Source organism: Pseudanabaena sp. PCC 6802 (assembly GCF_000332175.1).
Classification (GTDB): Bacteria; Cyanobacteriota; Cyanobacteriia; order Pseudanabaenales; family Pseudanabaenaceae; genus PCC-6802.
Genome location: NZ_KB235914.1, coordinates 2,335,628 through 2,348,007, shown reverse-complemented (window position 1 = coordinate 2,348,007; position 12,380 = coordinate 2,335,628). Strand labels below are relative to the sequence as shown.

The following is a 12,380-nucleotide window of genomic DNA, read 5'->3' as shown; positions in this document are numbered from 1 at the left end:
AGGTTAATAATTTAGTTATTAATTAAGCTTAATTAAGCGGTTGTATTTGAGAGTTTTCGAGAGGTTTTGAGAGGTTTAATTTGTGCGACCAGACTGCTTGCCTGGTTTACGGCTTGCTGGAGTAAATGGGGGTGTGATTCAAGGCGATCGCCTCCTGCTTCTAAAAATTCTGATACCAACTTGCGGGCATAGCTACCGTAGGCGACACCAGAAGCTTCTATGTTAGCTGCCCGTAGTTTAGCAACAGTACTGGCGTTTGTACCACCCGCCAATTGCACGAAACCTCGGGGCAATTGCAAGCCCAATACCTTTTGACATAGTTGCAACGCGGCACGGGTCGTACCGTTACCAATATCGCCACTCATGGGCCTACCGTCCGTTTGCCAAATTAACTGGTTTGGTAAAGGCTGCATACAATCTAGTAATGCTAACAAGTACTCCTTAAGATTGTCGCAGTCAGGAAAACTAACTGCAACTAGCTTGAGATTAACAATTAGGGGAGCCAACCGCTGCCAAAGGTGGCGAAATTCATCGACTCGCCAGGGTTGCGTGTGGATTTCGATCGCGTCGATCGCCATGTCGGCAATGTCTTCTAGATCGTAGGATTGTTCGCGGGTGTGGATAATCTGTACGGGGCAGAGGGGCAGACAGCGCCCGCAGCCATAGCAAAGTTCATCCCTCACACCTTGAAAGCGATCGCTAAACTGAATGGCTTGAGTGGGACAGGCACTAATGCAGGGGCGATCGCAGGTGGGAGGACAAGCGATCGCATCGAATTGCGCCTTACGGAAATGCAAATCTTCAACGTTATTAATGCTCACCATTACCCAAGGGGTTGGGGGTTGGGAGTTGGTTATATTGCGTGCAGCATGGTTTGCATTAGGGTTAAAGTTACTGCTTAAGTTGAGGGCGACTTTGATGCCCTCGCGCGCCGCATTCACTACAGCCGGGTCGGCGGCCATATCGATACAGTCAGCCCCTGCCAGGGTATAAACCAGAGCTAAATTACGAATGACAGGCAAATACTGATAACTAGCACCACAGATCAGCTTGAACCACTGCCGTGTTAAGAGAGAGTCTAAGGGCTTAGACATCTAGGGATTTAGAAGGGATTTAGCAAAGATGGCAAAGACCATGAAAATTTATAGCTATAGCCAACAGGCTTAGGACGGGGTGCAGGGGTGGAACCCCTTCGTGGGGGCAACGCCCCCACACCCCCCTGTCCTAACAGATCTGTCTATAGCTATACAACGAGCGTTGATTAATTGTAACACCTTAAAATTTTGGTCGAATTTTGGCATAGACTAATGGACTAGCGCCAGTATTCAGCGATCGCGATCGCTGTATTATTTCACCTAAAATTAAGAAAGTCAGCCAATGCACGATCTAGCGGAATTATTAGCGATCGCCCGTCCTATTGCGTGGGGAGCAGCCGAAATTTTACTGAAATATTATGAATCCCCCCAGGATTTGCAAATTACTGACAAGGGCAATCATGAGGGTGACGTGACTTCAGCCGATCTTGCCGCCAATGAGTATATCCTCTCAAATCTCCAGCAAAAATTGGGCACGCAGGATTTTGCCTATCTCAGCGAAGAGACTGAGGACGATCTCAGCCGCCTCGATTATGACTGGGTATGGGCGATCGATCCGATGGATGGCACCACTGACTTTATCAAACGCACGGGTGAATTTGCCGTGCATATCGGTCTTGCCTATCAGCAGCGCCCCGTCCTCGGGCTGGTGGCATCGCCTGTCGCGGGCAAACTATTTACCGCGACCAGTGGAGGAGGTGCGCATTTGGAACTTGTCGATGGCAGCAAAACGCCGCTGCGCGTTTCTAACAAAATCGAAATGGAAAATATGATCGCAATCGCCAGTCGCAGCCATCGCAGTGAGAAGTTAGACTACATTCTCAAACACTTACCTAAGGAGGGCGAAATCGCTCTGGGCAGTATCGGTGGCAAGTTAGCAGCGATCGCAGAGGGTAGAGCAGACTACTACGTTTCCATTTCCGGTCATTCCGCACCCAAGGATTGGGATTATTGCGCCCCAGAAATTATCCTCACGGAAGCCGGAGGCAAAATTACGCACTTCGATCTCACTCCTTTAACCTATAACAATGAAGACGTATTTCAGTGGGGAGGAGTTATGGCAAGCAATCGTCGCTGTCATGCCGATCTATGCCAGCTAAGTCAGGCCGCACTTGCGGCTCTAGAAGACCAGGAGCAAAAATCGGTATAACATAACGCACCTTGACGATAGACTGCAGGTATTGATTGCCATAGCTTCTTGGCGGAGCGAAGAGAGCGATCGCCGATATAGGCTCCCACAATCCACCCCTTCACCCCGTCAATAAAATCTGTTCTCAATTGAAAAACGCTATAACCCCCCGCCTCCAACAGATCGCCTTCAAACGGTCGGGTTCAGCGACATTGCAGCGCAAGTCACTAGATGACTACTAACATATCGTATCGCCTCTGAACCTTTATCCTACACTTTTAACGAATTCTCAGGGAACAAGGCTACAACCTTTTCCATAATCTTTTCGCGTGTGTCGGCGGCAGGCTCTCTGAGTTCGACCAAAATCAATGGAATTAATCTAACATGACCACTGACCAATATGTTGCCTACATTGGCATTGACTGGGCAGATCGCAAACATGATATTGCCCTCTACGATTGTGCGTCCGGCACAGGCGCAAGAATACATCATCCAAACTCGCCCCCAAGACCTCTTGGATTGGGTTAATCAACTGCGAGCACGCTATGGAGAGGGGAAAATTGCCGTTGGCATGGAACAAAAAAGAGGACCTTTACTCTACGCCCTCTGTCAGTACGATAACTTGGCACGACTTGGAAGGTTATTCAAGCCGAGGACAGAATGTCAGATGAATCTAAGCAGGCATAAGCACCTCCAATACCTGAGCTATAGAACGTCCGTTGGCAAACAAGCCATGAGCCAACTCCAGTAGTTGAGCAAGCGCTTCACGCGAGAGGGAATGGAGCTTCTGCCCGATGGTTTGCGTTCCCTTAGCAAACGAAAAACTTTCCGATTTTCCGCCCGAGCCCGTTACGCGTTGGAGCAAAGACTGCGCTAGACAACATAAACGCAAGTGGCGTTTGACCGCTTGCTGGTTGCGTACCTGAGCCGCTTCCAATCCTGTAACTTGCTTGCAGAACTCATGAAAGACTTCACAAGACCAGCGATAGTTCCAAGTTTCCATGATGCGCGTGCTTTCCCAATGTTGGGCATCCGTGAGTAAAAAGCGCGGGGCATCACCCAAGTCCGACTGCTCGTGTACAATGACCAAACGCTTGCGTCCATAGCGTTTCAGCCGTATCACTTTCGTAAATGCCCACATGGTCTTACTTTGACCATTACGACAGGCGATCGTCACAGCCCGAAAGCTCTGAGGATGCTGAGACCGTAACAGGGTGGCGACAGCATCAACTCGTTGCCACTGGTTATCCCAAAGGATATGTCGCGATGATTCAATTTCGCTGACCCAGTGCTTGCCCTTACTTTCAATCAAACGCGTCAACTCCAGGGTCAATACGCCGTTGTCAAAAGCATAGTGGGCGTTGGGGAACTGTCCCTCGAGAGTGCTCAGATTTTTGTGTAAGCGAGAAATAAGGTCAGTAATTTAAACGTCCTGGGAATAGGATAGCAAAATATGACAACGCTGCCTTCCAATCTTTAAGGGGGCGAGTCCAACGCTTGGCAATGTTATGCATGGCCAAGAACATGAGCTTGAAGACAGATTCCTCATCGGGGAAGACAGCCTTGGTTTTAATCACCTTGCGCAGGGAGCGATTGAGGGATTCAATGGCATTGGTAGTGTAGATGACTTTGCGGATGTCCATGGGATAGTCAAAGATGGGGATAATGTTCTGCCAATGGCGCAGCCAGATTTGGCTAATCGCGGGGTATAGGCGATCCCACTTGGCGGCAAAAGCCTCAAGCGCAGCTTCGGCTTCTGCCAAAGTGGCAGCATGATAAATGGGCTTGAGGTCAGCCACAACAGCTTTAGCGTCTTTCCAGGGCACATGACGCAAACAGTTGCGGATCAGATGCACAATACATAGTTGCACCTGGGTTTGCGGGAAAACAGCCTCAATCGCCTGGGGGAATCCCACTAAGCCATCGCAACAGGCAATCAGAATGTCCTTGACCCCACGGTTTTTGAGGTCAGTCAGCACCTTGAGCCAGAACTTAGCGCCTTCGGATTCCACCTCCCCAATCCACAGCCCAAGCAATTCTTTGTTGCCCTCAACCGTAATACCCAAGACGACATAGACCGCTCGCTTGCTCACCCGACCCGACACCTTGATATTCACGTAGAGGGCATCGAGGTAAATGATGGGATATACAGGTTCCAGGGGACGGCACTGCCAAGCCTTGACCTCGTCGCTAACTGCATCAGTGACCTCACTGATGAGTGCGGCGGAGATCTTGGCACCATAGAGTTCTTCGAGTTGAGCACTAATGTCTCGGGTGCTTAATCCCCGTGCATACATAGCCAGGATTTTCTCATCGAGTCCTGCTATTCGCCTTTGGTGTTTCGGTACCAGCACGGGGTCAAACTCGCCGTTACGGTCTCGCGGTATCGACAACTCCATTTCGCCCTGTTGCGACTGCACCGTCTTCTGCGAGTAGCCATTGCGGCTGTTGCGTCGCACAACTTCGTCTTCTACCGCTTCCTCTCCCTTAGGCGTGCTTGATTTGAGGTGATGGCTCAGCTCTCCCGTGAGCGCTCGCTCGATTAGTCGTTGACTCAGTTGCTTCAGTAAGCCCGATTCTCCTAGAATGTCCTCGGGGCTATGGCACTCTGACACCAACTCGTCTAGTAGTTCATCTGTACGATTAGTTGCTTGTTTGCCTCTTAACATGTTGCGGTCTCCTTGGTTTTTGTGATTCTAGACCGCTTACACAAAATTCTGATCAGTCTCGTCCCTCTGTTTCCAGTTGTTCCACGAGGTCTCGCACGATTTCCGTGCGTTTACGATACTCCAGCCGATTGCTCTGGTAGCTGATTAACTCGCTCAGACGCGCCATTACCTGCGCCATCTCCGTGTAACTCTGTTGTGCGCTCATCTGCAAATATGCTTTCTCTGCCTCCTGCCAATTCGGTGGTTGCACTACCACGTCTAACCCATCGATATACTCCCGATTTGAGATTACTGCAGTCACCACTGTTTGGTAGTTGCTCATGCGATGCTCTACATAATCGTAACTGCGTTTGACTCCAAAGATTTCTTTGCCCCGTTCGTGATGTGCCAACGTCCAATCCAGGCTGATTACCTCTTTCCCCTTGCCTTGATGCTCCGATGATAATGTCTCCCGATGCTTTTGCATTAACTTTTCGCTATCCCACCCTGCCTCAAACACTGCCTCGTGCATTGCCCGTCGGCTCACGGCTTCTCCCTCTGGCCACACTATTTGGCTGTGGATCCCTTGTAATGTCTTGTTGGGACTTAGAATCAAACCATTGACATATCGACTGACGTGGTTAAATCCCTCTTCGCGACAAAACACGCTGCGATATGCCTGCATCCCTTTAGCTATGGTTGGTGCTACTCCTACCAGCCTGAAAAAAGGTAATAACATTGGCAAAACAAGGCTTTTTCGTCGTTTATTCCTTCATCTTAGCCTTTTGTTGCCCTTTTTAGACCTTACCTGCTTAACCTTCCAAGTCGTGTGTATATAGTGTTTTAGTTTAACAAAATAGTCAACCTACCACTATTTGTGTAGCATCTGCTCTTCATGAATAATGCAGGTTAACCCTAACTGAGGTTCCTTAAAGCGATCTCGGCTTATTTTCGATGTACTCTGCCACTGCCTTGAGGTCATCAATGCCTCGATTAAACCGATTGAGCATAGCTTCGCCAGAATCTGAATCAAAATTCAGGTCTGGATGCTGAGATAGATAGTCGGCGATCGCCATTGAAATAATATGTCGATGGCACGTACATATTATGTATACATGTCGATTTTTAGTTAAAAAATATACACATAAGTATTATTACTTAGTCAGCAAGTCGAAGAAAGGTATATTAACGTAGTAAACTTCGCGTCCGCGTTTAACCCCTTTGAGCAAACCAAAACCCTCTAACTCACGTAAGTAATTTGAAGCAGTTTGACGTTTTGCAATATCAGCTTCTTCCAAAAAACGAATCTTACAATAAGGTTGTTGAAACAGGACTTCGACAAGTTCCTTGCTATATATTTTGGGTAGTTCGCGCTTCACCGTTTCCGAAACTCGTTCCATTAGTCCTCGGATAGCTAGAATTTTGTCACGAGTGATCGAAGAAGTTTCCTCAATAGCTCGAAGCACGTACAACAGCCATTTGGGAGCATCTCAACTTTGCACTGAGTAATAATGCTTAATATAGATGGGTAGCCAAAAGGGGGAAGAAATCAGAAGATAGGAATACGAGAAACCAACCCCAAGGAGAGCAACCATGACTCCAGAGCAGGAAAAAGAAATGCAAGCGCACGTTCAAGCTATTGCCGCCATCCTTTATCAGAATACACCATCGGAACAACTAACCAGCTTGGAAGGGATCGAAATCGCTGTGCGGCAGCAAATCCTCGAACATGTCAGCCCAGAAATAGGGAGTTTTTTATCCGCACAGTTACGGGCACAGAAGCAGGACGCCGCAGGCGAGTGCAAAGCAGCATCGGACAGCTCCACCTCACGCAAAAGCAAGCGCAGAAGCTCAAAGTAGCCCCCTATAGCCAGGTGAGCCCGTATGTGGAAAGATGTAGCCTGATCTTGAGTGCGAATGTATCCTACGAACAAGCCGCCAAAGACTTAGCCATGTTGATGGGAGTGCAAATATCGCGCAGTACACAACAGCGCCTGGTGCATCGCCATGAATTTAGCCCCCTAGAGGTAGAAGAGTCGGTCGAGGAATTAAGTGTCGATGGAGGCAGAATCAGACTGCGCACGCCACTTGGACAGCCAAGTGAGTGGAAGGACTATAAAGCTGTGAACTTGCATGGACAAGCCATATTTGCCACATTTCAAGATAACATTGCCTTAACAGACTGGGTAAATCGACAGCCTTTAGCAGATATGGTTACCTGTATTGGGGATGGACATGATGGGATTTGGAATATTATTGCCCAGATCTCTATACCTGATAGTCGCTATGAAATCTTGGACTGGTTCCATTTGGTGGAAAACCTGCATAAAATTGAGGCTACAGCTCAACTTTTGACTGGGGTCGAAGCTTTTTTGTGGCGGGGTAATGTGACTGCAGCTATTGCTGAGCTCAATCACTTAGCTAGTCCTCAGAGCATCAATTTTATTGCTTATCTGCACAAGCATCGCCATCGTATTCCTGATTATTGGTATTTCCAAACCGAGCAGATTTGCTCTATTGGTTCTGGCGCAGTGGAATCTGCTGTTAAGCAAATCGCTAGACGCATCAAAATCTCTGGCGCTCAATGGAACCGTGATAATGTGCCACAAGTCCTCAAACACCGTTCTGCTTACCTTAATGGCTCTCTTAACCTTGCCTTGCAAAACTGAGATGCTCCCAGCCATTTTTCCCAGTCTCCTTGCTCGGTCACGCCACGCAACCCCATGTAATAGTCACGTTTATGCTGAATGATGTAGCTACTTAGATAGAGAACGGGCAATTCCAGTAAGTGTTTTTCCACCAGGAAGAGAATATTCAAAATGCGTCCCGTTCTGCCATTGCCATCTGTAAAAGGGTGAATTGACTCAAACTGGTAGTGCATTATTGCCATCTTGATGAGCACGTCTAAGTCGTCATTGGCATACATAAAACTTTCGAGATTGGCTAATTTATCCCTGAGAATCGCTTCGCCCTCTGGAGGTGTATAAATAACATTTCCAGTAATTCCGTCAACCACCAGTGTTCCAGGCACCTTCCGCACTCCTGAAACACTGGGCTTAACGATCTGAGCGATCTCCTCAAACAGTCGCGTCGTTAGCGGCTGGTCTTGCTTGATTTTCTGGAAACCATACCAAAGCGCCTCATTGTAGTGCAGCACTTCCTTGATGTGAGGATCGCTCGGCTGTCCTTCATCCGCTAAGGCTCGGTACAGTTCATCGTTAGTTGTGACAATATTTTCGATTTCCGATGACAGCTTAGCTTCCTGGATAGCCAAGGTATTGAGCAGAACTGCTTGATTCGGAATCAGATCTCCAACCCCTTTCAATTCTGCCAGCGATCGGTTGGCAGAGATTGCCTGCTTCAGAACCACCTTAGTCTCTAATTCAACAGGCGGTGGTAATAAGGGTAGATCGTTGAAGGGGTAGTTGCGCTCAGAACCCATTTAGGAAGTCGCAGTTGCCAGATTTCTTAGCATTTTGCGGATTAAAGCCAAGTAAATAAACGATTCAGACATTTGCTCATAAAATTCATAATCCTTGCTTAGTCTACGACAATTACCTAACCAAGCAAAGGTTCGCTCTACCACCCAACGCTTTGACTCCACTACAAAACCTTTCTGATTGTCTGCCCGTTTGCTAACTTCCCAAAGCCATCCGAAGTTGTCGTTGACCCATTGTGTGATTTCATCACCAGAGAATCCAGCATCAACCAGAATTTTCTCTAATCGTGGTAATGGAGATGTGAGATTCTGTAACAACTGCTTAGCTCCTGCTCTTTCACCGATGTTAGCTGCACACACCAACACCTTTACAACTAAGCCCAAGGTGTCAACCATAGCGAAGCGTTTTCTGCCCTTGATTTGCTTACCGCCATCAAAACCTCGACTGCCCGCACTTTCTGTTGTCTTCACACTCTGGCTATCGATACTCACCAAGCTTGGGGTCGCCTCTTTACTAACCTTTTCCCTAAATTGTTGGCTCAATTTGCGATTAATCTCCTCCAGTAGCCCAGTTCTTTCCCACCTTTGCCAGTAGAAATAGACCGTTGAGTAAGGCGGAAAGTCATGGGGTAGATTCTGCCATGTACAACCATTTTTGAGTATATAGAAAATGGCATTCAGTAACTCTCGCATATTTGTTTTGGGTGGCCTACCCCATTTTGATGGTTTGGGTAGCATGGGTGCGATAATTTCCCATTCTTGGTTGGATAAATCGGTATTATAGGATCGGCGCATCTCTTCAGGTTTATACTAGACTTCATCAGTATTTATACCTGCTTTTGGTGCGCCTTTTACTTCCTAAATGGCTTCTCAAATACCATATCAATAAAGTTCAGGGGTTGCAGGTGTACTTTCAATAGCTCCAGCATAATGATTGAACATCACCTGCGGATCGTGCCCCGTAATTTGCGAGACTATCATCGGACTCATGCCCGATGCCAGTGCATAGCTGATAAAGGTTGACCTCATGTTGTAGGGCTTGCGATAGGAAATCTGCTGTTCGCTCAGAACAGTTATCCATGCCCGATTGCGGAAATTATGATCGTCAATGGCATGACCTCTGGGTGTAGTAAACACAATATCTTCAGGCTCTGCGTTTGCAGGCTTGTGCTGTAGTAACATCACCGCAATGTTACGAGCCAGCCTGAACTGCCGCGAACGGTTAGTTTTAGTGGGCTTGCGCACTCCACGAGATAATGCTTCCACAATTTCGATGGTTGCACAATCTTCAGATAGTCTTTTCCACTGCAACCCGATCGCCTCACCCAAACGAACACCCGTACCAAAGCAAAACAGAACAAATGGGTAGTAGTAGCTGTAGTAACGATGGGACTTAAACGCAGCCAAAATTTTCTGGGTTTCTTCGGGAGTAAATGGCTTCGGAGACTCTGGAGCAGGTAACCTGACCCACTTAGGCACATCTCGCCAGAAATTATCCTTAATAAAACCTTGCTCAAATGCCCATTTACCAAAAGCAGCTAGGAGCACCGCTTTCCCCTTGCGGGTAAGTTTCTCTAGTCCTAACTCCTCCAAATAATTCCAGAAGCCCTCAACATCTTCAGGAGCGATCGCAGCTAATTCCTTATTCTGGTGAAATGCCTTCAATTGCTTGCCCAACGTTTGGTATTTCTCATAGGTACGCGGGTCAAGCTGTTTGGATTTGTACTTGCAGAACTGTTCGTAAGCATCGATGAGGCTAACCCTAGTGCTTTTGACTTGCCCACAATCATTTTGGCGTGGTGGGCGATACTTATCCAGCGTCGGATCGAAATTGCCACTGATAACATCGAGATAAATTTGATGAGCCTTGCTCTGTGCAACCATGCGGTTGGCTTTGGTATTTGGCAGACCAATTCGTAAGGCATATTGCGTACCGTACACTCGCCATCGCAACCGCAGCCACCCATCGATCGCTTCAACTGCAACCTTACCCTTCTCGCCTCGCGTACTCATTGCGTACTCAAAATGCTACTAAAGTGACCTAAAAAAGCCTGTAAATTAGCTAACAGTATAGGTTAAAAGCACTCAAATTGCGTACGCAATTCAATTGAAATCCACTTTGGGGTAGTGGGGGTCGAAGGTTCAAATCCTTTCGCTCCGATTGGTTTCACAAAAGCATAGTTCATATCGCCCCATTTTTGACCCAAGCTATCGGGTGTATGGGTTGTTTTTCTTTTTCCGGTTGCTTAGCAGACTAGCTTGGTAAATCTCGATCGCACGTTGGTGGGCAAGTTCGTCGTGACGGTTTTGCATCCAGTCTCGCAGTAGCTCATCGTTAAATCGGTAATGTTCTGAATCTGTGGAAATGGGGGATAATATCTCAAAATTCTGAGGCGAGAAATTTTAATGGTATTGGAACCAGTTCTTTGTCCAACTTGGTAAAGTAGCGATGTCGTCAGACATGGTTCATCTGGTGAGGGAAAACCACGCTATAGATGTCGTAATCCAGAATGCGATCGTTGCACCTCGATCCTGAACTACACCTACCGAGGTCATTTAGCTGAGGTCAAACAACAGATTAGTGACATGGCGAATTTTAGCCTACGTCTTAGCGTCCCATGCAGACGAAGCTTTTGTAAAGCTCAAAACGTGGTTAGAACCTTTTGGCATCAGCCAGTTTTACACAGATGGCTGGGGAGCCTATGAACGCCATCTTGACCCTGCTGAACATACAGTGGGCACACAAAATACTCAAAAAATTGAGCGCAAACACAGCAACGTTTCGTACCCGCATCAAGCGCTTAGTGCGCAAAACTATTTGCTTTTCTAAATCTATTGTGATGCACGATATTGTGATTGGTCTGTTCATCAATCGATTTGAATTTAAGTGTGCTGTCTAAAATGATTACCACAGATCTAGAACACTACCCAAGTTTGCAACATTAACCGTTCTGCGTCGGTTAAACTAAAACAGTTTTGCATGGAAATGGCGATCCGGGATGAATAAGATCGATAGTGCTTTCACCCTATTTCTCAGCCTTTTGGTTGAGGCTATACCATTTTTAATCTTGGGCGTATTGCTCTCCGGTTTGTTACTGATCTTTGTAGACGAGCGCAAGCTGTTAACCATGATTCCCAAAAATCCGTTGCTGGGTTCGCTAGCAGGCAGCATGGTGGGCTTTCTTTTTCCCGTATGCGAGTGCGGCAATATACCGGTGGCGCGGCGGCTAATCGTGCAAGGCGTGCCTCCAGCCGTGGCAATCGGGTTTCTATTGGCAGCACCTACGATCAATCCAATTGTATTTTGGGCAACCTGGACGGCATTCCGCGACCAGCCGGAGATCGTGTTTTTACGGGTGGGTCTATCTTTGACGATCGCCACGATTGTAGGCTGGATATTCAGCGCTCAGGAGGATATAAGTGCCTTGTTGCAACCATCCGTAGCGCGATCGCTGCGATTTAGCCAAAAAATTCCACAAGAACCTGCTCTAGCAGTAGCGGGAGCGCGCGTGCCAACGGGGACATTTATTTTGGGCGAGTCGCAGCCATTGCAGTTGGACACAGCGCTTGGCTCTGTCATGCCAGCAAGTGCCTCGGATGCAATGTCGGGGACAAAGGCGAACGCAAGCAAACGAAAATACTTAACCCATAAAATGCGCTTGCTAATCGATAATACGATCGCCGAAATTCGCGAATTGGGGGGAGTATTGGTGGTGGGCAGCGCGATCGCTGCTATTATTCAGGTCGGTATCCCTAGGGAAATTATCATCGGTTTGGGCCAGGGTCCCGTTAGTTCAATTGTGGCGATGATGATCCTGGCTGCGGTAGTGTCGATCTGCTCTACTGTAGATTCTTTCTTTGCCCTCTCCTTCGCTTCCACATTTACTAGTGGTTCTTTGCTTGCTTTCCTCGTATTTGGCCCTATGATTGACCTTAAAGGCATTGGGCTAATGCTGACAATCTTCAAAAAGAGAGCGGTAATGTATCTTTTTCTCTTAGCTGGACAACTCACATTTCTCGCTTGCTTATTCATTAATTTACATGTTAGATAACTCATCCTATGCGAAAGA

At 47.5% G+C, this 12,380-nt stretch carries 13 protein-coding genes and 1 pseudogene; 5 read left to right on the top strand and 9 right to left on the bottom strand.

Annotated elements, in window-relative coordinates:
* Positions 1–32: 32 nt before the first annotated feature.
* Positions 33–1,094, bottom strand: a complete 1,062-nt coding sequence (locus PSE6802_RS0116300; protein WP_019501110.1) for a Light dependent period protein LdpA domain-containing protein — start codon at positions 1,092–1,094, stop codon at positions 33–35.
* Positions 1,095–1,377: 283 nt separating this feature from the next.
* On the opposite strand from PSE6802_RS0116300, the gene PSE6802_RS0116295 reads away from it, so the two are divergent.
* Together PSE6802_RS0116295 and PSE6802_RS33550 are read left to right on the top strand one after the other, a co-directional pair.
* Positions 1,378–2,244, top strand: a complete 867-nt coding sequence (locus tag PSE6802_RS0116295) for a 3'(2'),5'-bisphosphate nucleotidase CysQ family protein (RefSeq protein ID WP_019501109.1) — start codon at positions 1,378–1,380, stop codon at positions 2,242–2,244.
* A gap of 363 nt (positions 2,245–2,607) precedes the next feature.
* Positions 2,608–2,751 carry a hypothetical protein gene (locus PSE6802_RS33550; RefSeq protein ID WP_156815558.1) on the top strand — a complete coding sequence of 48 codons (144 nt, stop codon included), beginning with the start codon at positions 2,608–2,610 and terminating at the stop codon, positions 2,749–2,751.
* 145 nt (positions 2,752–2,896) lie between these two features.
* Here PSE6802_RS33550 and PSE6802_RS29280 read toward each other — a convergent pair whose 3' ends face one another.
* The 5 genes from PSE6802_RS29280 to PSE6802_RS0116265 form a co-directional block, all read right to left on the bottom strand.
* Positions 2,897–3,535 (bottom strand): transposase, encoded by a 639-nt coding sequence (locus tag PSE6802_RS29280; protein WP_019501107.1) that lies wholly within the window; start codon positions 3,533–3,535, stop codon positions 2,897–2,899.
* Between the two features lie 103 nt (positions 3,536–3,638).
* The gene (locus tag PSE6802_RS0116280; RefSeq protein ID WP_019498360.1) at positions 3,639–4,892 is read right to left on the bottom strand and encodes an IS256 family transposase; all 1,254 of its coding nucleotides are present in this window, start codon (positions 4,890–4,892) and stop codon (positions 3,639–3,641) included.
* A 52-nt stretch (positions 4,893–4,944) separates the two neighbouring features.
* Positions 4,945–5,610 (bottom strand): transposase, encoded by a 666-nt coding sequence (locus PSE6802_RS32035; protein ID WP_019501106.1) that lies wholly within the window; start codon positions 5,608–5,610, stop codon positions 4,945–4,947.
* A 190-nt stretch (positions 5,611–5,800) separates the two neighbouring features.
* Positions 5,801–5,947: a hypothetical protein gene (locus tag PSE6802_RS33545; RefSeq protein WP_019501105.1), complete on the bottom strand. Its 147-nt coding sequence runs from the start codon at positions 5,945–5,947 to the stop codon at positions 5,801–5,803.
* Between the two features lie 78 nt (positions 5,948–6,025).
* Complete coding sequence (locus tag PSE6802_RS0116265) at positions 6,026–6,271, bottom strand: hypothetical protein (RefSeq protein WP_019501104.1); 246 nt, start codon at positions 6,269–6,271, stop codon at positions 6,026–6,028.
* Between the two features lie 193 nt (positions 6,272–6,464).
* Here PSE6802_RS0116265 and PSE6802_RS0116255 point away from each other — a divergent pair.
* Positions 6,465–7,540, top strand: a protein-coding gene (locus tag PSE6802_RS0116255) for an ISKra4 family transposase (RefSeq protein WP_156815358.1) whose coding sequence is annotated in 2 segments (ribosomal slippage) — positions 6,465–6,620 and positions 6,623–7,540 — 1,074 coding nt in all. Because the reading frame shifts where the segments join, the coding sequence is not laid out codon by codon here.
* Here PSE6802_RS0116255 and PSE6802_RS29270 read toward each other — a convergent pair.
* From PSE6802_RS29270 to PSE6802_RS0116240, 3 genes are all read right to left on the bottom strand, one after another.
* The gene (locus tag PSE6802_RS29270; protein ID WP_019501103.1) at positions 7,501–8,313 is read right to left on the bottom strand and encodes a Fic family protein; all 813 of its coding nucleotides are present in this window, start codon (positions 8,311–8,313) and stop codon (positions 7,501–7,503) included. The genes PSE6802_RS0116255 and PSE6802_RS29270 overlap by 40 nt on opposite strands.
* The gene (locus tag PSE6802_RS0116245; RefSeq protein ID WP_019498649.1) at positions 8,314–9,105 is read right to left on the bottom strand and encodes an IS5 family transposase; all 792 of its coding nucleotides are present in this window, start codon (positions 9,103–9,105) and stop codon (positions 8,314–8,316) included.
* Between the two features lie 87 nt (positions 9,106–9,192).
* A complete protein-coding gene (locus tag PSE6802_RS0116240; protein WP_019501102.1) occupies positions 9,193–10,323 on the bottom strand; it encodes a site-specific integrase in 1,131 nt (376 codons plus the stop codon).
* 393 nt (positions 10,324–10,716) lie between these two features.
* On the opposite strand from PSE6802_RS0116240, the pseudogene PSE6802_RS35860 reads away from it, so the two are divergent.
* Together PSE6802_RS35860 and PSE6802_RS0116230 are read left to right on the top strand one after the other, a co-directional pair.
* A pseudogene (locus PSE6802_RS35860) lies at positions 10,717–11,210 on the top strand (IS1 family transposase).
* 99 nt (positions 11,211–11,309) lie between these two features.
* Positions 11,310–12,362 (top strand): permease, encoded by a 1,053-nt coding sequence (locus tag PSE6802_RS0116230; RefSeq protein ID WP_019501101.1) that lies wholly within the window; start codon positions 11,310–11,312, stop codon positions 12,360–12,362.
* Positions 12,363–12,380 lie beyond the last annotated feature (18 nt).

Coding starts and splice junctions, on each gene's coding strand:
- PSE6802_RS0116300 (WP_019501110.1), bottom strand. CDS start 1,094: ATGTCTAAGCCCTTAGACTCTCTCTTAACACGGCAGTGGTTCAAGCTG.
- PSE6802_RS0116295 (WP_019501109.1), top strand. CDS start 1,378: ATGCACGATCTAGCGGAATTATTAGCGATCGCCCGTCCTATTGCGTGG.
- PSE6802_RS33550 (WP_156815558.1), top strand. CDS start 2,608: ATGACCACTGACCAATATGTTGCCTACATTGGCATTGACTGGGCAGAT.
- PSE6802_RS0116280 (WP_019498360.1), bottom strand. CDS start 4,892: ATGTTAAGAGGCAAACAAGCAACTAATCGTACAGATGAACTACTAGAC.
- PSE6802_RS32035 (WP_019501106.1), bottom strand. CDS start 5,610: ATGTTATTACCTTTTTTCAGGCTGGTAGGAGTAGCACCAACCATAGCT.
- PSE6802_RS33545 (WP_019501105.1), bottom strand. CDS start 5,947: ATGGCGATCGCCGACTATCTATCTCAGCATCCAGACCTGAATTTTGAT.
- PSE6802_RS0116265 (WP_019501104.1), bottom strand. CDS start 6,271: ATGGAACGAGTTTCGGAAACGGTGAAGCGCGAACTACCCAAAATATAT.
- PSE6802_RS29270 (WP_019501103.1), bottom strand. CDS start 8,313: ATGGGTTCTGAGCGCAACTACCCCTTCAACGATCTACCCTTATTACCA.
- PSE6802_RS0116245 (WP_019498649.1), bottom strand. CDS start 9,105: ATGCGCCGATCCTATAATACCGATTTATCCAACCAAGAATGGGAAATT.
- PSE6802_RS0116240 (WP_019501102.1), bottom strand. CDS start 10,323: ATGAGTACGCGAGGCGAGAAGGGTAAGGTTGCAGTTGAAGCGATCGAT.
- PSE6802_RS0116230 (WP_019501101.1), top strand. CDS start 11,310: ATGAATAAGATCGATAGTGCTTTCACCCTATTTCTCAGCCTTTTGGTT.